Annotated in this window: 18 protein-coding genes and 1 riboswitch; all 18 genes read left to right on the top strand. The window is 47.4% G+C overall.

The genetic code is table 11. The features are described from left to right. Positions 1–15 precede the first annotated feature (15 nt). The 18 genes from A8806_RS17595 to A8806_RS17505 all read left to right on the top strand — a co-directional run bounded on the left by A8806_RS17595 (position 16) and on the right by A8806_RS17505 (position 18710). On the top strand, positions 16–561 hold the full coding sequence (locus A8806_RS17595; RefSeq protein ID WP_109732467.1) for a hypothetical protein: 546 nt from the start codon (positions 16–18) through the stop codon (positions 559–561). 70 nt (positions 562–631) lie between these two features. Beyond that, positions 632–1141 (top strand): shikimate kinase, encoded by a 510-nt coding sequence (locus tag A8806_RS17590; RefSeq protein WP_109732466.1) that lies wholly within the window; start codon positions 632–634, stop codon positions 1139–1141. Between the two features lie 206 nt (positions 1142–1347). Further along, a complete protein-coding gene (locus A8806_RS17585; protein ID WP_109732465.1) occupies positions 1348–2640 on the top strand; it encodes a UDP-N-acetylglucosamine 1-carboxyvinyltransferase in 1293 nt (430 codons plus the stop codon). 329 nt (positions 2641–2969) lie between these two features. Then, the gene (locus A8806_RS17575) at positions 2970–4412 is read left to right on the top strand and encodes a CapA family protein (protein WP_242996169.1); all 1443 of its coding nucleotides are present in this window, start codon (positions 2970–2972) and stop codon (positions 4410–4412) included. After that, a complete protein-coding gene (locus tag A8806_RS17570) occupies positions 4405–4974 on the top strand; it encodes a GNAT family N-acetyltransferase (protein WP_109732463.1) in 570 nt (189 codons plus the stop codon). Before A8806_RS17575 ends, A8806_RS17570 begins: the two co-directional genes overlap by 8 nt. 124 nt (positions 4975–5098) lie before the next feature. After that, positions 5099–5196, top strand: a riboswitch (SAM riboswitch). Between the two features lie 180 nt (positions 5197–5376). Beyond that, the gene (gene metK / locus A8806_RS17565; protein WP_109732589.1) at positions 5377–6564 is read left to right on the top strand and encodes a methionine adenosyltransferase; all 1188 of its coding nucleotides are present in this window, start codon (positions 5377–5379) and stop codon (positions 6562–6564) included. 212 nt (positions 6565–6776) lie between these two features. Next, on the top strand, positions 6777–7841 hold the full coding sequence (locus A8806_RS17560; RefSeq protein ID WP_109732462.1) for a sensor histidine kinase: 1065 nt from the start codon (positions 6777–6779) through the stop codon (positions 7839–7841). Beyond that, positions 7834–8526, top strand: a complete 693-nt coding sequence (locus A8806_RS17555; RefSeq protein ID WP_109732461.1) for a response regulator transcription factor — start codon at positions 7834–7836, stop codon at positions 8524–8526. Before A8806_RS17560 ends, A8806_RS17555 begins: the two co-directional genes overlap by 8 nt. 143 nt (positions 8527–8669) lie before the next feature. Next, positions 8670–10049 carry a TrkH family potassium uptake protein gene (locus tag A8806_RS17550; RefSeq protein ID WP_109732460.1) on the top strand — a complete coding sequence of 460 codons (1380 nt, stop codon included), beginning with the start codon at positions 8670–8672 and terminating at the stop codon, positions 10047–10049. 43 nt (positions 10050–10092) lie between these two features. Further along, positions 10093–10746, top strand: coding sequence for a potassium channel family protein (locus tag A8806_RS17545; protein WP_109732459.1), 654 nt, complete (start codon positions 10093–10095; stop codon positions 10744–10746). A 42-nt stretch (positions 10747–10788) separates the two neighbouring features. Continuing rightward, a complete protein-coding gene (gene rlmB / locus A8806_RS17540) occupies positions 10789–11568 on the top strand; it encodes a 23S rRNA (guanosine(2251)-2'-O)-methyltransferase RlmB (RefSeq protein WP_109732458.1) in 780 nt (259 codons plus the stop codon). 308 nt (positions 11569–11876) lie between these two features. After that, entirely contained in the window at positions 11877–12566 is a 690-nt protein-coding gene (gene deoC, locus A8806_RS17535; protein ID WP_109732457.1) for a deoxyribose-phosphate aldolase, read from the top strand. An 11-nt stretch (positions 12567–12577) separates the two neighbouring features. Continuing rightward, positions 12578–13891, top strand: coding sequence for a transaldolase family protein (locus A8806_RS17530; protein WP_109732588.1), 1314 nt, complete (start codon positions 12578–12580; stop codon positions 13889–13891). Between the two features lie 114 nt (positions 13892–14005). After that, entirely contained in the window at positions 14006–14557 is a 552-nt protein-coding gene (locus A8806_RS17525) for a DUF1097 domain-containing protein (RefSeq protein WP_181368767.1), read from the top strand. Beyond that, complete coding sequence (locus tag A8806_RS17520; RefSeq protein ID WP_109732455.1) at positions 14523–14975, top strand: VOC family protein; 453 nt, start codon at positions 14523–14525, stop codon at positions 14973–14975. The genes A8806_RS17525 and A8806_RS17520 overlap by 35 nt, the downstream gene beginning before the upstream one ends. A gap of 14 nt (positions 14976–14989) precedes the next feature. Continuing rightward, positions 14990–16156, top strand: coding sequence for a phosphopentomutase (locus tag A8806_RS17515; RefSeq protein ID WP_109732454.1), 1167 nt, complete (start codon positions 14990–14992; stop codon positions 16154–16156). 50 nt (positions 16157–16206) lie between these two features. Continuing rightward, complete coding sequence (locus tag A8806_RS17510; RefSeq protein ID WP_109732453.1) at positions 16207–17376, top strand: iron-containing alcohol dehydrogenase; 1170 nt, start codon at positions 16207–16209, stop codon at positions 17374–17376. 8 nt (positions 17377–17384) lie between these two features. Next, positions 17385–18710, top strand: coding sequence for an amidohydrolase family protein (locus tag A8806_RS17505; RefSeq protein ID WP_109732452.1), 1326 nt, complete (start codon positions 17385–17387; stop codon positions 18708–18710). The last annotated feature ends 14 nt before the right edge of the window (positions 18711–18724 follow it).

Genomic DNA, 18724 nt, shown 5'->3' with positions numbered 1-18724 from the left:
ATGGAAGTGTGTATTATGAACCCTAAACTGCCGTATTACATGGCATATCCTATGCCGCTTGCTTATGATGATGAGAAGATTGAGCGCAGAGACTATGAATATATGAAGAGCCTCTACCCGGGGGTGGCTAAAAAAGTTCTTCCATATGTGGAGGATGAGTGTGACAGGATGGAGTATCAGTGCAGTATGATGTATGATGAATACCCGGATAAACTGCAGCTGCGAATGATGGGAAACCGGATTTATGATAATGTGAGAAAGCATGAGAAGGCCTTCTACGGGGATGGATATGAGGATGTTTTTCCGGAAAACGAAGTAGAGGATCAGGCAATACGTTTCCCCGGACGCCCATCAAGGCCGGAGCAAGGGGGACGTCCGCCAAGGCCGGGCAGGCCAGAGCAGGAGGAACGTCCGCCAAGACCGGGCAGACCGCCGCAGAACAGGCCGGGCCAGGGTGGCGGAAACCGTAACTGGCTGCGTGATCTGATTGATGTCATGCTGTATCAGGAACTGTACAAACGAAGATGCGATAACCGCCGGTGTCAGCGTAAATTTTACTAATTGAAAAAAATGTGATATAATGTCGCAGTATATATAATTAAAACAGGATAAAAACAAGGTGGAAATACTTATGAGAAGTAATCTTATTTTTATAGGCATGCCTGCTGTCGGCAAGAGTACCATCGGTGTTGTTGTTGCAAAGAGGCTGGGCATGCATTTTATTGACACGGATCTTCTGATCCAGGAACAAGAAGGCCGGCTCCTGCGGGAGATTATTGCTGATGTTGGCGAGGACGGATTCCTGAAAATTGAAAATCAGGTCAACCGGGATGTGAATGTAAAAAATGCGGTGATTTCACCCGGAGGCAGTGTCGTTTACTGCCATGAGGCGATGCAGCATTTTAAAGAAATTGGAACAGTCGTATATTTAAAGGCTTCCTATCAAACAATAAAAAGAAGGATTCGGAGTCCCAGGAAAAGAGGAGTCGTCTTAAGAGAAGGGCAGACTTTTAAAGACCTGTACCATGAAAGGACAAAGCTGTTTGAACAGTATGCGGATATTACTGTCTGTGAGGATGGGTACCGGATTGAACAGACGATTGAGAACGTGCTGAATGCGGTGGAAAGTCTTGGAAAATAAGGTTACTGTTTACACCTTTCTGGCGTGCACGGCACGGTCTGAACAGTAACCAAATAGGGGCTTTGCGGGTACTGGAGGAAAAAATGATTTTACAAATGTTCATTTTATGGTATAATAACTTCGCATATCAAAAATCAGACTTGAAGGTAACAGGGGAATAATGATAAGGGATCACGATAACAATATCGGATAATCGAGGTGCGTTTATGGAGCAATATATTATTAAAGGCGGCAGTCCGCTTGTAGGGGAAGTAGAGATAGGCGGGGCCAAGAATGCAGCACTTGCAATTCTGGCCGCGGCGATTATGACGGATGAGACCGTCCTGATTGACAATCTGCCGGATGTAAATGATATCAATGTTATGTTAGAAGCAATTGCCGGTATCGGTGCTATGGTACAGAGAATTGACAGGCATACAGTCAAGATTAACGGAAGCACGATCGGTGACTTTAATATCGAATATGATTACATTAAGAAGATAAGGGCGTCCTACTATTTACTGGGAGCGCTGCTTGGCAAGTACAGAAGGGCGGAGGTTGCACTCCCGGGCGGATGCAACATAGGGAGCCGCCCTATCGACCAGCATCTGAAGGGGTTCCGTGCCCTCGGTGCTGATGTAGACATTGAACACGGTAAGATTGTAGCAGATGCGGAAGTTCTCAGGGGAACACACCTTTATTTTGACGTTGTCACTGTCGGTGCTACGATCAATGTAATGATGGCAGCTGCTATGGCAGACGGTATTACAATCATGGAGAACGTTGCAAAGGAACCTCATGTCGTTGACGTGGCGAACTTTTTGAACAGTATGGGTGCCAATATCAGGGGAGCCGGAACAGATGTGATTAAGATCCGCGGAGTAAAGTCTCTCCACAAGTCTGAATATTCAATCATTCCGGATCAGATTGAGGCAGGAACATTTATGTTTGCAGCAGCAGCTACAAAAGGTGACGTAACCGTTTTGAATGTAATTCCGAAGCATTTGGATGCAACTATTTCCAAGCTTGTAGATATCGGGTGCGAGGTAGAAGAATTTGATGATGCAGTCCGCGTGGTAGCCAAAGGCAGGCTGCGTTCGACGCAGGTCAAGACACTTCCATATCCCGGATATCCGACAGACATGCAGCCGCAGATCGGCGTAACACTTGCACTGGCAACGGGAACAAGTACGATTACGGAGAGTATTTTTGAGAACCGTTTTAAATACTTAGACGAGCTGGCAAGGATGGGTGCCGTGATTAAGGTGGAAGGTAATTCCGCAACGATCGAGGGTGTGGAAGCGTTTTCAGGAGCACGGGTAAGCGCCCCGGACCTTCGGGCGGGTGCAGCACTGTGTATTGCAGGGCTGGCTACAGATGGAATTACAATTATTGACGATATCGTATATATCCAGAGGGGATATGAGCGGTTTGAAGAAAAACTCCGCGGCATAGGCGGAATGATTGAGAAAGTATCCAGCGAGAAGGAGATTCAGAAGTTTAAGCTGAAAGTCGGCTGAAGAGAATCTGGAAGTGTCAGAAGGGCGCCTGCTCCATATATCTGGAAAGGCACATTTTTTCCGGTGCCAAGGCAGGACAGCTGTGCGAACTAATAAGAACAGGCGGGAAGATACAGGCCATGAGGCTATGTATTTTCCCGCTTTTTTACGAAGAAAATGCATCATGCGAAGTAAAAAGTCCTCCGGGCGGGATGCACATTCCCAAATAAGGTATATAACAGGAGAAAAATTCCTGCGTAAATTATCAGGAGAAGGTCTTGACTTTTATTCCGTGGTATGCAATGGTTTTGTATATATGGTTTGGATTTGCAAATGAGGAGGCTGTAAATATGGGGAACGACAGATACGATGCAGAGGTCCGCAGACAGCGGATTGAGAAGCGTAGAAAACAGGTGCGTCAGAGGATGCTGATGGTCATTGGGGGAGCCGTGCTGATTCTGATAGTGATAATCAGTTTATGTATTGCGGGAGTGAAGCGGCATTCGTCGAAAAAGCAGCTGGCTGCGGGAAAAGAAGCGGTGCAGGCTTGCTACGATACATTTGTTAAGACGCTGGATGGTGCGGTGGAGGCTTCGTCTGCTACCGGGAAAGGGGAAAAAGGCTCTTTTTCCGACTGGTTCATGGAGGCTTATCCGGAAAAAAAGGATGCAGTTTTGAAGGCTGCACAGGATGGAAAGATTTCCGGTGAAGATATTTATGCCGCGGTTGGAGAAACGATGCATGTCGTTAATGACCGCTATAAAGGCTGGCTTGATGACACAAAAACTGCAAAGAAGCATGGGATTTACGTGAAAAAAGGAAGTTCCGGTAAGGCTGCGGAAGTGGTTGTTGCAGGGGACATCTGTTTTGCAGAGGATGGATTTGTGCTGGATCACTATGACACGGTAAATGACCTGTCGAAATGCATTTCTCCCGAAATATTGAAAATAACAAATGATGCGGATGTTTTTTACCTGAACCATGAGTACTGTATCAGTGAAAGAGGGGAGGCTCTGGAGGGGAAGCTGTACACGTTCCGTGCAAAACCTGAGCGCATGGCCCTTCTTGAGGAGATGGGGACGGATCTCGTATCTCTGGCCAATAACCATGTTTACGATTATGGCGAAGATGCCCTTTTAGATACGCTGGACCTTCTGGATGAGGCCAAGATCCCTTATGTTGGCGGCGGGAGGAATATCGGGGAGGCGAAGCGGCCGGTTTATTATGTGGTAAACGGTGTGAAAATCGGTTTTGTCGCGGCGACGAATGCAGAAGTGGTGTATTACACCCCTGCGGCAGAAGAAGACTCTCCGGGGGTTCTGGAGGCTTATGATACGGCGGAATATAACCGGGTCATTCAGGATGCAGCTGGACAGTGTGATTATTTGATTGCATATATCCACTGGGGACCCGAAGACACGAATGTTTACGAACAGTATCAGCACGATATGGGAAAAGAATTTCTGGACGCCGGGGCCGACATTGTAGTCGGAGGACATCCCCATGTGCTTCAGGGGATGGAATACATAGACGGAAAGCCTGTTATTTACAGCATGGGGGATTTCTGGTTTAATGATGAGACAAAATATACCGGCCTTTTGAAGCTGGATATTAATGATAAGGGATTGAAAGAAATGTCCTTCGTGCCCTGTCTGCAGACGGAGTATACAACCCAGTATATTAAAGATAAGGACGAGCAGACCGAATTCTATGAGTTTTTCAACGGTTTGTCCCCCAATGCAGAGCTGAACGATAAAGGGGTATTCAAAGAGGTGGAAAAGAAAGATGAATAAAGAAGAGATTATAATCAGGGCGGCTGATCTGCGTGATGCAGAAGCCCTCCTTAATATTTATATCCCGTATGTGACGGATACGGCTATCACTTTTGAATATGAGCCGCCGACTCTGGAGGAATTCAGGGCCCGCATGGTCCGTATAATGCAAAAGTATCCTTATCTGGTGGCGGTGGCTGACGGAAAAATCGCCGGATACTGCTATGTTTCCCAGTTTAAAGACAGAGATGCTTATGACTGGTCTGTCGAAACGACGGTCTATGTCGGCCGTGAACTGAAAGGCAGGGGAATTGGAAGAAAACTCTATGAGAAGCTGGAAGAGGTTTTGAAAGAACAGCATATTCTGAATCTGAATGCCTGTATCGCCTATCCCCATCCGGAAAGCATCGCGTTCCACGAGAAGCTCGGGTACAAAACGGTCGCACATTTTCATAAATGCGGCTATAAACTGGGTGTCTGGTACGATATGGTATGGATGGAAAAAATGCTGGGTGAGCATACGGAGAATCCGCTTCCGGTTATTCCGGCCTGTGAGCTGGAGTTGGAAGAGCTGCTTTCATAAGAATTTCAAAAACGTAATCAGGAGATTAATGGAAGGATACAAAAATTGAAAGATGTATATTGACATTTTTCATAATACGGTGTAAAGTTCCTATTGTACTTAACAACTTAACAAAGCAAGCTTTCTCTTATTCAGAGCGGTGGAGGTACAAAGGACCTGTGAAGCCGCGGCAACCCCTAACACGGAAGGTGCCAACCTGAGCGAGTAATCGAACAATAAGAGGATTGATTTATGAGATATAAACAGTCCGCTTCTTGTGGGCTGTTTTCTTTGTTTATAGAGGAAATTTTTTGTGAACAAGGCAGGCAGTCCCAGAGAGAAAGAGCTGATTCGGACGTACTGGTGGTTTATTATACGAAAAGAACCGCGGACGGTCCGGACATTTCAGAAGGGAGAAATGACATGGAAAAATTATTATTTACATCAGAATCAGTAACAGAAGGACATCCGGATAAAATGTGTGACCAGATATCCGATGCTATTTTGGATGCGCTTCTCAAGGAAGACCCGATGAGCCGTGTGGCGTGTGAGACATGCACAACAACAGGTCTTGTCATGGTCATGGGGGAAATCACGACGAATGCGTATGTGGACATCCAGAAGCTGGTACGTGATACCGTACGTGAGATTGGATATACAAGGGGGAAATTCGGCTTTGACGCGGATACATGCGGCGTAATCACTGCGATTGACGAGCAGTCAGCAGATATTGCACTCGGGGTTGACAAGGCTCTCGAAGCAAAAGAAAATAAGATGTCCGACGACGAGATTGAGGCAATCGGAGCCGGAGACCAGGGAATGATGTTCGGATATGCAACAGATGAGACAGAGGAATATATGCCATACCCGATCGCTATGGCCCACAAGCTCGCCAGAAGGCTGACAGAGATCAGGAAAGATGGAACACTTCCGTACCTGCGCCCCGACGGGAAGACCCAGGTAACGGTAGAATATGACGAGAACGGCGTTCCCGCGAGACTGGAAGCAGTTGTATTATCCACACAGCATGACCCGGAGGTTACACAGGAGCAGATCCACGAAGACATCAGGAAATACGTGTTTGATGAGATTCTTCCGTCAGAGATGATTGATGAGAATACAAAGTTCTTTATTAACCCGACGGGGCGCTTTGTCATCGGAGGACCTCACGGGGACAGCGGCCTGACAGGAAGAAAGATCATCGTAGATACTTACGGCGGAATGGCACGCCACGGCGGCGGGGCTTTCTCCGGAAAAGACTGTACAAAAGTAGACCGCTCCGCGGCATATGCAGCTCGTTACGCAGCAAAGAACATTGTAGCGGCGGGCCTTGCAAAGAAATGCGAGATCCAGTTATCCTATGCAATCGGTGTTGCACAGCCGACTTCCATCAACGTAGATACATTCGGAACAGGAAATGTATCCGAGGAGAAGCTGATCGAAATTATCCGCGAGAACTTCGACCTGCGTCCGGCCGGAATCATCAAAATGCTTGACCTTCGCAGACCGATCTACAAACAGACAGCAGCATATGGACATTTTGGCCGTAATGACTTAAATTTACCTTGGGAAAAGTTAGATAAAGTTGACGCATTGAGAAAATATCTGTAATATAACAGTATTAGGTGCGTTAAAAAAGAAGGGGACAGGCACCGGAAAGTGTCTGTCTTTTTCATATATAACTATATGGGCCGGATATAACAAAAATCCGGTAAACATGAGGGCGGCGGGGCGTACCGAAGAAAAACAGGCAGCATAATTTTAAGAATATTCTGAAAACGGAGCGCAAAAGGGTCTGACCCCTTTGCAGAAGAGGTGACAATATGAAGCTTAAGACGAAATTGATTCTCGCGTTTATGACGGTTATGATTCTTCCTACTATTTTTGCGATTATTGCGATGTATACGTTTGCGCCGAAGGGGGCGGGCGAGCTGGGGGAGATCCAGCAGCTGTATCTGCTGGTTGTATTCCTGACAGCAGCACTTTTGATTTACTGGATCTACAGGACGGTTTCACTGCCGCTCTCGAGACTGCAGATCGCAACCCGTAATATTAAGGAGGGGAATCTGGATTTTGAGATTAAGAGTGAGACTGACGATGAGATCGGCATGCTCTGCCGGGACTTCGAGGAGATGCGTCTCCGGCTGAAGGCGAATGCGGAAGAAAAAGTTGCGTATGATAGAGAGAATAAGGAACTGATCAGTAATATCTCCCATGATTTGAAAACACCGATTACGGCGATTAAAGGTTATGTGGAGGGAATCATGGATGGTGTTGCGGATACGCCGGAAAAGATGGACAGATACATCAAAACAATATACAATAAGGCTAATGAGATGGATCTGCTTATCAATGAGCTGACGCTCTATTCCAAGATCGACACGAACCGTATTCCTTACAATTTTACGACCTGCTCAGCCAAACAGTATTTTGGCGACTGTGCAGAGGATTTGTCGCTGGAACTGGAAGCGAAGGGTGTGGAGTTTACGTACCGCAATTATGTGGAAACGGACTTTAAGGTAATTGTAGATCCGGAACAGCTTCGGCGGGTAATTAACAATATTGTTAATAACTCCCTGAAATATATGGACAAGCCGAAGGGAAAGATTTTTATGAATTTAAAGGATGTAGGGGATTTTATCCAGATTGAGCTTGGAGATAACGGCAAAGGGATCGCCCCGAAGGACTTACCGTATATATTCGACAGGTTTTACCGGACGGATGCTTCAAGAAACTCTTCGAAAGGCGGAAGTGGTATCGGACTTTCCATCGTCAAGAAGATTGTGGAAGAACATGGCGGTAAGATTTGGGCGACCAGTGAGGATGGGGCTGGAACAACAATGTATTTTGTAATAAGAAAATATCAGGAGGTACCGGTGGATGAGTAAGAAGATTTTGATTATTGAGGATGAAGAAAGTATTGCAGATCTGGAGAAGGACTATCTGGAACTGAGTGACTTCGAGGTTTCTGTAGCAAATGATGGTGAGATTGGAATGAAAAAGGCGCTGGAGGAGGATTTTGATCTGATTATACTAGACCTTATGCTCCCGGGGGTGGATGGATTTGAGATCTGCAGGCAGGTCCGTGACCAGAAGAATACGCCGATCATTATGGTATCAGCGAAGAAGGATGACATCGACAAGATCAGGGGTCTGGGACTTGGCGCAGATGATTATATGACAAAGCCTTTCAGCCCGAGTGAGCTTGTGGCCCGTGTGAAGGCACATCTGGCACGCTACGAGCGTCTGATAGGAAGCAATGTGGAAGAGAATGAGATCATCGAGATCAGGGGGCTGAAGATTGATACGACCGCGAGACGTGTCTGGGTCAATGGAGAGGAAAGGTCCTTTACAACAAAAGAGTTCGACCTTCTGACATTTCTGGCCGGGCACCCGAACCATGTATACACGAAGGAAGAACTGTTCCAGCAGATCTGGGATATGGAATCCATCGGGGATATTGCCACTGTGACCGTGCATATTAAAAAAATCCGTGAGAAGATTGAATACGATACCTCACACCCTCAGTATATTGAGACAATCTGGGGTGTAGGATACCGCTTCAAGGTGTAATGTAAAACCAGTAACACATACAAGGACAGTTCCGAATGATTTCGGGGCTGTCCTTTTCAGTTCGCCTGTGTTAGAATGGTAACCAAAGTTAATATCATAATACACCGGCTTATCCGGAATAATAAAACTTAAGGTGCTAAGACATGAAAAATAAAAGTTTAAGGAAAATCAGCCTCAATACGATGCAGAAGATTGCGGTTGGTTTTTTAGGCGTTATCCTGCTGGGGGCACTGCTTTTATGGCTCCCTGTCAGTAACCGGCAGCCGATCGCATTTGCGGATGCGCTGTTTACGGCGGTCTCTGCCGTCTGCGTGACAGGACTTGTGACAATCACCCCGGCCGTACAGTTCACGGTATTTGGAAAAGGAATACTCCTGGTACTGATACAGATCGGCGGTCTGGGAGTGATTGCATGTATGATGGCCTTTTTCCTGATTATTAAGAAAAAGATTACATTGAAGGAACGCGTTGTGATTCAGCAGACCTACAATCTGGACACACTGAGCGGCCTGGTGAAGTTTATTATCCGCATCCTGCGCGGAACTTTCATCGTGGAAGGGATCGGTGCCATTCTCTATTCGATAAAATTCATTCCCGAATTCGGTATGGTAAAAGGTATCTGCTATTCCATTTTCCATGCGGTATCTGCGTTCTGCAATGCCGGGATTGACATTCTGGGAAACAGCAGTTATATGGAATATGTAAAATCACCGGTCATCAGTTTTACGACGATGTTTCTAATTGTCATCGGGGGGCTGGGATTCACGGTTTGGCATGACATTTATAAAAACACGAAGAGAGTGATATGGGAGAAGCAGCCGGCAAGAAGGCTGTTTACGCGCCTGAAGCTTCAGACAAAGATCGTGCTGACGATGACCCTTGTTCTGCTGGCGGCCGGGTTTGTCGGATTTTTTGTACTGGAGTATCATAATCCGGATACAATGGCAGGACTCAATCTGGGGCAGAAGCTGATGGCTGCCGGGTTCCAGTCCGTTACGACAAGGACTGCCGGTTTTGCAAATATTTCTCAGGACGGACTGGCGCCGGGATCAAAACTGCTGGCATGTATCCTCATGTTTGTCGGCGGTTCTCCGGCAGGAACTGCAGGCGGGGTGAAGACGACGACCGTTGCGATGCTGCTTCTGACATGCATCGGCGTCATTAAGGGAAAGAGGGATACGGAATGCTTCGGAAGGAAGATCGAGCCTTCTGTTGTCCGCTCAGGTATCGCCATTATCCTGCTTACTTTTTTATTCTGGCTGTCAGGAGTAACACTGGTTACCGTTCTGGAGCCACATGTGGATTTCCTCAGGATCATGTATGAGGTAACATCTGCGATGGCAACCGTGGGGCTGACGGCCGACCTTACCCCGGATTTGTGCCGGGCGAGTCAGGCCGTTCTGATGGTGCTGATGTATATCGGGAGGATTGGACCCATCACGATGGCCCTTGTCTTCGCGGGCAGGGCAGACACTGGTGCCCAGTTACGAGATCTTCCGGAAAAACGGATTATGCTGGGTTAATAGGCTGGTAATGACAAACAAAGATGTTGCAAGGAGAAGATGAATGAAGAAACAATATGCGGTATTTGGACTGGGAAGCTTTGGGCGGAGCGTTGCGCTGACTTTGGAAAGTCTGGGCTGTGACGTGATTGTGGTAGATAAATCATATGAGAAGGTGCAGGAAATCTCTGATTCGGTATCTTATGCCATGAGGGCGGATGTATCCGACCCCGAGGCACTCGTGTCTCTGGGAGGTAAGAATCTGGACGGTGCTGTCGTGGCAGTATCAGAAAGTCTGGAAGCAAGTATCATGGCGACGATTGCGGCTAAGGAGATCGGCATTCCTTACGTTCTTGCAAAAGCCAGAGACGAACTTCAGGGCATGATTCTGGAAAAGATCGGGGCAGATGCGATCGTCTATCCGGAGCGGGACATGGGCAGCAGGGTGGCGAAAAGTCTGGTCTCAACCGCGTTTACGGACTGGATTGAACTGTCCGCGGAATACAGCATGGCAGAGACTGTGATCCCGGATAAATGGGTCGGGAAATCACTTGCCGATCTGAAGGTAAGGGAGCGCTACGGGCTGAATGTCGTCGGGATCATGCGGGGGGAAGAAGTAGATGTTACGTTTGACCCTCACGAGCCGCTTCCGTCAGACTGCATCATTATCGTGATCGGGGCCAACTCGGTTTTGTCGAAGTTCCATTCTATGAAGTAAGAGCAGAAAATGAATAATTCCAGAAAGTAATGGTAGAAAGATATGATTACAAGTACAAGTAACCAAAGGGTAAAAGAACTGCTGCAGCTGCAGAAAAAAAGCAAGGCGAGAAATCAGGCGGGAGTATTTCTGGCCGAGGGGACAAGAATGGTCATGGAGGCGCCGCAGAAGCGGGTGCGTAAAGTATATGTCTCAGAGTCTTATATGAAGAAGCATGAAAAAGAACTGGAAGAAAAAGGGTTTGTGCCGGAAATTCTGTCGGATACGGTATTTGATTATGTATCCGACACGAAGACGCCCCAGGGGATTCTGGCGGTAATCCGGCAGATGGATTACACGCTGGAGGAGATCCTGAAACAGAAATCCCCGCACATTCTGGTTCTGGACAATCTTCAGGACCCGGGAAACGCAGGCACCATATTCAGGACGGCGGAAGCCGCAGGTGTGACAGGAATCCTGATGAGCAGGGATTGTGTAGACATTTATAACCCAAAGACGATCCGATCCACGATGGGGGCCATTTACCGGATGCCGTTTTTATATCTGGATGATGTAATGGCGGGAATTGAAACGGTAAAAGAACACGGTGTACGGGTTTATGCGGCACATCTGGACGGGAAAAATGCTTATGACCAGGAGGATTACCAAAAGGGGACTGCATTTCTGATCGGAAATGAAGGAAACGGTCTGCGTAAGGAAGTAGCGGAATGCGCGGATGCGTGGGTGCGTATCCCGATGTCAGGACAGGTGGAGTCACTGAATGCGGCTGTAGCGGCCACAGTGCTGATGTTTGAAGTAAGCAGGCAGAGGAGAGTGCAATAGAGGGGCGCGCCAAAGCAATATGATATGAATAACTGATAGTTTGATCGAAAGAACAGCGGACTTGTTCCGGCTGTTCTTTTTTGATGGAATTCTCCCCAGATTTGTTACAAATAAGGCAAATTATTCAAACAAATGATAATATATAAACATTTATAACAAATAGAAATGTGAAAAATATGAAATAAAAATAACAAATGTTATTGACAAAACAAAATCAGGGTGGTATATTGACATTGTAACAAACAATATATTGAAAATGCGCATCAATATACAAAGCAAGGAAAAGTGGATTATTAGGAGGATTTACAATGTTGACAGTGAATGAATTTGCAAAACATTTGGATTTGGCTTATCTGGCACCGAATTTACAGAAGGAAGATATTATCAAGGCATGTGATATTGCCAAGAAGTATCATGTAAACGCAGTAAATGTGAATTCCTGCTGGGCAGAACTTGTCGTGGAAGAGTTAAAGGGAACAGATGTAGGACCGAGTGCAGTCATTGGTTTTCCTTACGGTGCGATGTGCACAAAAGCAAAATTGTTTGAACTGGAAGAGATGGTAAAGCTTGGATGTACGGCCTGCGACATGGTTGTAAACATTGGAGCTGTAAAAGATAAAAATTATGAGCTGGTCCGCCATGAAATCAGTGAATTTGTAAGAATCTGCGGGGACGGCTGCGATACAAAGCTGATATTCGAAGTCGGTTTCCTGACAGACGAAGAGATTGCCGAGCTGACAAGAATCTGCTGTGAATGCGGCGTTACATATGTAAAGACTGCAACAGGCTCACAGGCATTCCCGACGATGGAACAGGTACAGATTATGAAGGATAATCTTTCCGGCGATACAAAGATCAAGGTATCAGGTGTGCCGAGAACATTTACCATGCCGGCGGCCCTCCATATGTTTGAACACATGGGCGTCAGTCTGGTAGGGACAAGAAGTGCAGGAAAGCTTGTTGAAGAATACAGCAGATATCTGGAAGAGCTGAAGTAATGGAGGGTATTATGCAGACAGTGAATTACAGTTTGGCGTCTCTCGTAGGCGGAGAGACACAGATCATATCAAGTGACGAGGGGTATGTTAGAAGAGCACTCCATCAGAATATAAGCCTGGAAGAATACGAATTTCTTCAGAAGACAGTCCGCTACATCGGTGTCAGCGAACGGTTTAAGGATGTCATCGACTTATTCAAGGTTCCGGAAGGAGAGACTCCCGCAGGCTTCAAGATTGAGTACAACATGAAAGAGAACCAGATAATGGAAATAGATTTGGTCAGAAATATATCGTATGATAAGAACGGTAAAAAGAGGCCGACCAAGTTCATCTATTCGGCAGATACGGCTAACCCGTATGAAGTGGAACCGATCAAGCACCTGATCGGCAACCTGACCTGTAACCCGGGTATTATTTATGACCTGTTCATCAATAATCCAAAGGCAAACGTCGGTCATAAGTTCAAGACCAGAAATGAAGTCATGGGTGAAATTTCCAACATACTCGGTCCCGGCTGCGATATCAGCGTTGAGGTGAATAACCCGTTTGCTGATTTCAGCCAGATTCTGGAGGAGGCGGAAGAATTCAGGGAGATGTTCTCCGATTACCGGATGGTAATCAAAGTTCCGCATACAGGTCCTGTTAATGCAGATAATGTCGGGGAACTGCTCACCGGAAACAAAAAGCTGTCCACACGCTGGAACCAGGGCACGACGAAGGACTACCTTTACGGGCATAATCTTGCACTGAAGCTGAAAGAACACGGATTCCGTGTGAATTACACGCTGATGTTTGAACCGTGGCAGACAGGTATGGCGCTGCAGGCAAAGCCGTACTTCATCAACAGCTTCGTACGCCAGCGCTTCGGGGTTACAACTTACATCAACGGGCTGCTGAACGCATACCAGACAACGTATGATGACCGGTTCCTGCAGGCACTGCGCAGCTTTATGATCGAATGGGACTTCCTCTCCAGAGACGATCAGGATGCAGACCTGCGTCTGGTTGAGAAGGTAGCAAGGGAGACTGTGGAATACAGGAAGATTAATGAGCATGAAGGGTTTGACGGCATGGATGGTGTAAGGCATAACTTAAGAATGCTCAGGAATTCGAATCTGGATGATACCAGACTGATTATCTGCAGTATCGAAGGTTCCAGAATGTATCCGGAACTCGACAAGCTGATGACGGAGGATGAGTTCAAGGATATGACAGACCGGATTGTGATTACAACAGAACCGAGTTATCTGGCCCAGAACACATCTGCCCCACAGATTATTACATATCAGAGAAGATTCATGAATGCTGCAAATGGTGAGAAATAGCATATCTGAAAAGATGGCCGGAAACTTACCATGAAAGGCTGTGACTGATAAGGAGACATCATGGTCGGGCCAGGGTGCCTCCTTATTATGGACTAAGGATGAATGGGTGGAGAGATGAAGAAAAGCCAGTATCTAATATTTGCCGTTTTTGTAGGAATCCAGTCATTCCTGCTCCAGCTCGTGGACCAGTTGATTGGCACACACCTTGTACCGGGCGGACACAGCGGATTTGTCTTTATCGCCTTTCAGGGGTGGGCGCTATATTTTCTGCTGGGAAGCAGCGTGAAAGGGGCCGTGAAAGGGTTCTGCGGCTATGTTCTGGGAATCGTTTTTGCGGTCATCATGATCGGGATGCCGGCCGTGCTCCCGGATTTGAAACTCCTGACAGTACCGGTTGTAGCGCTGATCGTCGTTCCATTTATGATGTATTTCGAATTTGCACCCTGGTGTATCAGCAATGTGGCAGTATTTTTTGTTGGTGCAGGTGCTTTTTTCGGAATCAACAGCTATGTGGAAGGAATCAGGATATGGCAGTCGGCCGGGATTGTGCTGCTGTACTGCGTCTTTGGACTGGCATCTGGCTGGATGAGTATTGTATTTCGGAAAAGAATAACGGAGGTGCATCAGGTATATGAGCAAGCTGGAAATGTTAACGAAATTAAATGATATCTGTTTATTTGTAAAAGACTTTCAGGGAGCGCTTAAATTCTATACGGAGAAGTTCGGATTCAAAATAAAGCGGCTCCAGCCGGACCCGGAGCATGCGAACTATGCGGAGTTTGAGTTCTGCGGGACGGCAGTAACACTTTGGGATAAAAAAGGGCTCTGTGAAGTCGTGGACCATACATATATAGATGGGGAAGGGCATCATTTTATGATGGCCGTAAAAGTCCCGAAACTTCAGGATGTAGATGATATTGCACAGGAACTGATTGGCAACGGGGTGAACTGCATCAAGGAACCGACTACATATGGTTTTGGCTCCAGGGCGGCTTATTTTCAGGATTTTGAAGGGAATGTGTGGGAAGTGTTTGCCTGGGAAGAGGGCAACGGACCGGGACTTCTTGACGAAGCCGGTGAATAGGAGGAAAACGGGCCATGCCAAAGTTTACAATTATCGTGCTGGACAGCGTCGGGGTAGGAGAACTTCCCGATGCTGATGAGTTCGGGGATACCGGAACCAACACGCTGAAACATGTTGATGAATACAGAGGTGGTTTACATATTCCGAACCTGAAGAAACTAGGGTTATTTCATATTCAGGGCACAGGCCTTGCGGCCGCCGGGGAACCGGAAGGGTGTTTCGGGAAAGCAGCAGAGCTCGGGAAAGCCAAAGATACGACAAATGGGCATTTCGAGATCGCAGGGCTGACGGTGAAGAAACCGTTTAAAGTGTTCGGTGAATCCTTTCCCCCGCGGATCATAGAAGAGCTGGAACGCAGGATCGGTACAAAGGTGATCGGGAATTACCCGGCATCCGGTACAGAGATCATAAAGGTGCTGGGGGATGAGCATGTAAGGACTGGCTATCCCATCGTCTATCTGTCCGCGGACAGCCTGATGCAGATTGCCATGCACGAGAGTATCATTCCTCTTAAGCGGCAGTATGAGATCTGCAAGACGGCAAGGGAGCTTCTGACAGGGGATGACACTGTAAGCAGGGTGATTTGCAGGCCATTTACCGGGGAGAGCGGCAATTATTACCGCACCGAGAACCGGAAGGATTTTTCTGTGGACCCGCCCGGTTATACCGTTCTGGACCTGCTCAGTGAAAAGGGGAAAGACGTAATCGGCGTCGGCAAGATAGAGGACATCTTTAACAGGCGGGGACTGACAGAAATCAACCATACAAAGAATAACAGAGAGGGCATCCAGGCGGCACTGTCTTATCTGAGAACAGGATTTGACGGACTTTTATTTGTGAATCTGGTTGATTTTGACATGCTGTACGGCCACCGGAATGACCCACAGGGGTATGCAGAGGCGCTTGAATATTTCGATACCTTTGTACCTGAGATGTTAAGCCTTCTGGATGAGGAAGACATCCTCCTGATTACTGCCGACCACGGGTGCGACCCCACAACTCCGGGAACAGACCATACCCGTGAGTATATACCGATCGTCGTTTATGGGAAACAGTTAAAAAAAGGAACAGACATAGGAACAAGAAGTACCTTTTCGGATATTGCGGCAACCGTTTCTGAATATTTCGGATATGAATTTCAGGCGGGAACCTCTTTTCTGAAAGAGATTCGTAACTCGTAACTGATCACAATGTGGGGCAGTTACAGAGATGGAAAGGTAAGGTAGAGGATATGGATAGTTTTGAATTTATGTCTCCGACAAAGTTTATCCTGGACAAGGATGCAGACCAGCTTTGTGGACAGGAAATCAGAAAGATATCAGACAATGTATTATTCGTCCATTATGGTGACGGATATATGTATAAATCAGGGCTTCACGGGAGGATTATGGATGCTTTGGAAGCGGCGGGAGTTACCTGCTATGAACTTCCCGGAGTAGAGCCGAACCCGAAGGTCGGGCTTGTCAGGGAAGGCATCGGGCTATGCAGGGAGCACCAGATCGGCTGTGTACTGGCAGTAGGCGGGGGCAGTGTCATCGACACCGCAAAGGCAGTAGCACTTGGTGCAAAATATGACGGTGATGTATGGGATTTTTACAGCAAGAAAGCCGTCCCGACAGAAGCACTTCCCGTGGGCACGGTTATGACACTCCCGGCAACAGGCAGTGAAGGCAGCAACGGAAGTGTTCTGAATAATCCGGAAACGGGTGAGAGTGCCGATGTTATGGCAGATTTCTTAAGACCTGCATTTACCCTGATGAATCCGGACCTGACGCTGACGATACCGAGGCGGCAGACAGTCTTTGGAATTGTGGATATGTTTTCCCATGTACTGGAACGTTACTTCTCCAGTTCGGTCAATGTAAACCTGACAGACTATATGTGTGAGGGTGTTATGAAGGCAATCCTGGTAAATGCCAGGGCGCTGATGGAAAATATGGATGATTACAATGCCAGGGCAGAGTTCATGTGGACGGCAATTGTGGCACATAACGGACTGCTCGCGGCAGGGCGGAATCAGGACTGGGCAACACACACGATAGGCGCGCAGCTAAGCGCACAGTACAACGCGGTGCACGGCTCCACGCTCTCTGTTTTGTTCCCGTGCTGGGCAAAATATGTGTACAAAGAAAATATTCCGCGGTTTGTGCAGTTTGCAAACAGGGTATTTGACGTAGAGGTTGATTTTTACGATCAGGAAAAAACGGCGCTGGAAGGCATCCGCAGGCTGAAAGAGTTCTTCCTTTCTATGGGGGCTCCGGTAACCTTAAAAGAGATCGGGGTTGAGACCGATGAAAAGTTCAGGAAAATGGCGGAGGATGCGTGCAGATTTGGCAGTATCGGAGGGCTTAAGAGCCTCAATGCCGATGATGTGGAAGCAATCTATAGAATGGCACAGTAGGTGGGGTTATGAAATATCAAACAGGTATCAGCGGGGCAGTTATCGTCTCGGCACACAACCGGTATCAGCCGTTCATCGGATCGGTAGGCGTGTCAGAAGGACGGATTGCAGCCGTATCAGAAGGACAACTGAATAAGGAAGACTGTGAGGAATGGATCGATGCAGAGGGGAAAATCCTGATGCCCGGACTTGTCAACGGGCACTGCCACGGTGACATGACACTGGCGCGGGGGCTCGGGGATGACTTAACTCTGCTCGAACAGAACAGGAAGTTTGCTGATACCGGATGGTTTTATACCCTGATCACAGACGAGGACAGGTTCTGGTCCAGACAGCTTACATATTGTGAAGCGTTACTCTCCGGTACGACATTTATTATGGAGAACATGTACTGGGGACTTGGAGAAGATTCTGTACGCGCGATGAAGGAGGTTGGTATACGAGGCGCTCTGGCGGAAGATGTCCGGGTAGATTTCCTGAGACCGGATGAATTCGTATCAGAACAATTTCTCACCGGTTTTATCAGGCTGTGCCGGGAAAATGGTCTGGTGCCCGTTCTGGGCGGGGTCTCAGAAGAAGACTATGACACAGAAAGACTGCGGAAGATTCAGGGGATCCAAAAGCAGTACAAAGTTCTGCTTACCTGTCATCTGGCGGAAAACACATGGAGACAGGAAATGGTGGAGGAAAAATACCACACCACGGCAGTTGACTATCTGCACCGGAATAACCTTCTGAACAAGGGGCTGATTGGTTCCCATGTTGTATATGCCTCGAAGGAAGAGGTGCGCCAGCTTGCCCGGACGGATACAAAGGTAGTGAATACGCCGCTGTGCGAGATGAAGATCCAGGACGGCATTGCCCCTGTTCCGGAAATGATAAGACAGGGTGTCTGCGTATCTCTGGGCACGGACGGTGCGATGTGGAATAATTCCAACGACATTTTCCGTGAAATGAAAGGAATGTCGCTGCTCCACACAATCAGTGGGGGAATCCGCAGCCTTAAGAAGACAGATATTCTGGATATGGCAACGATCAACGGGGCTAAGTGCTTCGGTCTGGAGAAGGATTACGGGACCATCGAGGCAGGGAAAAAGGCCGACTTTATCCTGATTGAGACGAGGGTTCCCCATATGCAGCCGATGCTTACAGGGACACCGGAGACGGTAACGTCCGCACTTGTCTATAATGCGACGGGACGAGACGTGACCGATGTATTCGTGGATGGAAGACATGTAGTAAAAGATGGGGTTTTACAAACAATAAACGTAAATGATGTCATGAAAAGAGTGCAGGAGGCTTCTGAGAAAATAGCGGCGGCACTTTCTTCATAGAAAAAGAAAAGGAA

Origin of the sequence: Faecalicatena orotica (assembly GCF_003149245.1) — a bacterium.
Classification (GTDB): Bacteria; Bacillota; Clostridia; order Lachnospirales; family Lachnospiraceae; genus Faecalicatena_A; species Faecalicatena_A orotica.
Note: the sequence above shows the minus strand (reverse complement) of the source record. Positions and strands in the feature narration are given on the sequence as shown.

Coding starts and splice junctions, on each gene's coding strand:
- A8806_RS17590 (WP_109732466.1), top strand. CDS start 632: ATGAGAAGTAATCTTATTTTTATAGGCATGCCTGCTGTCGGCAAGAGT.
- rlmB (WP_109732458.1), top strand. CDS start 10,789: ATGATTACAAGTACAAGTAACCAAAGGGTAAAAGAACTGCTGCAGCTG.
- A8806_RS17575 (WP_242996169.1), top strand. CDS start 2,970: ATGGGGAACGACAGATACGATGCAGAGGTCCGCAGACAGCGGATTGAG.
- A8806_RS17550 (WP_109732460.1), top strand. CDS start 8,670: ATGAAAAATAAAAGTTTAAGGAAAATCAGCCTCAATACGATGCAGAAG.
- A8806_RS17595 (WP_109732467.1), top strand. CDS start 16: ATGAACCCTAAACTGCCGTATTACATGGCATATCCTATGCCGCTTGCT.
- A8806_RS17525 (WP_181368767.1), top strand. CDS start 14,006: ATGAAGAAAAGCCAGTATCTAATATTTGCCGTTTTTGTAGGAATCCAG.
- A8806_RS17585 (WP_109732465.1), top strand. CDS start 1,348: ATGGAGCAATATATTATTAAAGGCGGCAGTCCGCTTGTAGGGGAAGTA.
- A8806_RS17520 (WP_109732455.1), top strand. CDS start 14,523: ATGAGCAAGCTGGAAATGTTAACGAAATTAAATGATATCTGTTTATTT.
- deoC (WP_109732457.1), top strand. CDS start 11,877: ATGTTGACAGTGAATGAATTTGCAAAACATTTGGATTTGGCTTATCTG.
- A8806_RS17530 (WP_109732588.1), top strand. CDS start 12,578: ATGCAGACAGTGAATTACAGTTTGGCGTCTCTCGTAGGCGGAGAGACA.
- A8806_RS17510 (WP_109732453.1), top strand. CDS start 16,207: ATGGATAGTTTTGAATTTATGTCTCCGACAAAGTTTATCCTGGACAAG.
- A8806_RS17515 (WP_109732454.1), top strand. CDS start 14,990: ATGCCAAAGTTTACAATTATCGTGCTGGACAGCGTCGGGGTAGGAGAA.
- A8806_RS17570 (WP_109732463.1), top strand. CDS start 4,405: ATGAATAAAGAAGAGATTATAATCAGGGCGGCTGATCTGCGTGATGCA.
- metK (WP_109732589.1), top strand. CDS start 5,377: ATGGAAAAATTATTATTTACATCAGAATCAGTAACAGAAGGACATCCG.
- A8806_RS17505 (WP_109732452.1), top strand. CDS start 17,385: ATGAAATATCAAACAGGTATCAGCGGGGCAGTTATCGTCTCGGCACAC.
- A8806_RS17555 (WP_109732461.1), top strand. CDS start 7,834: ATGAGTAAGAAGATTTTGATTATTGAGGATGAAGAAAGTATTGCAGAT.
- A8806_RS17545 (WP_109732459.1), top strand. CDS start 10,093: ATGAAGAAACAATATGCGGTATTTGGACTGGGAAGCTTTGGGCGGAGC.
- A8806_RS17560 (WP_109732462.1), top strand. CDS start 6,777: ATGAAGCTTAAGACGAAATTGATTCTCGCGTTTATGACGGTTATGATT.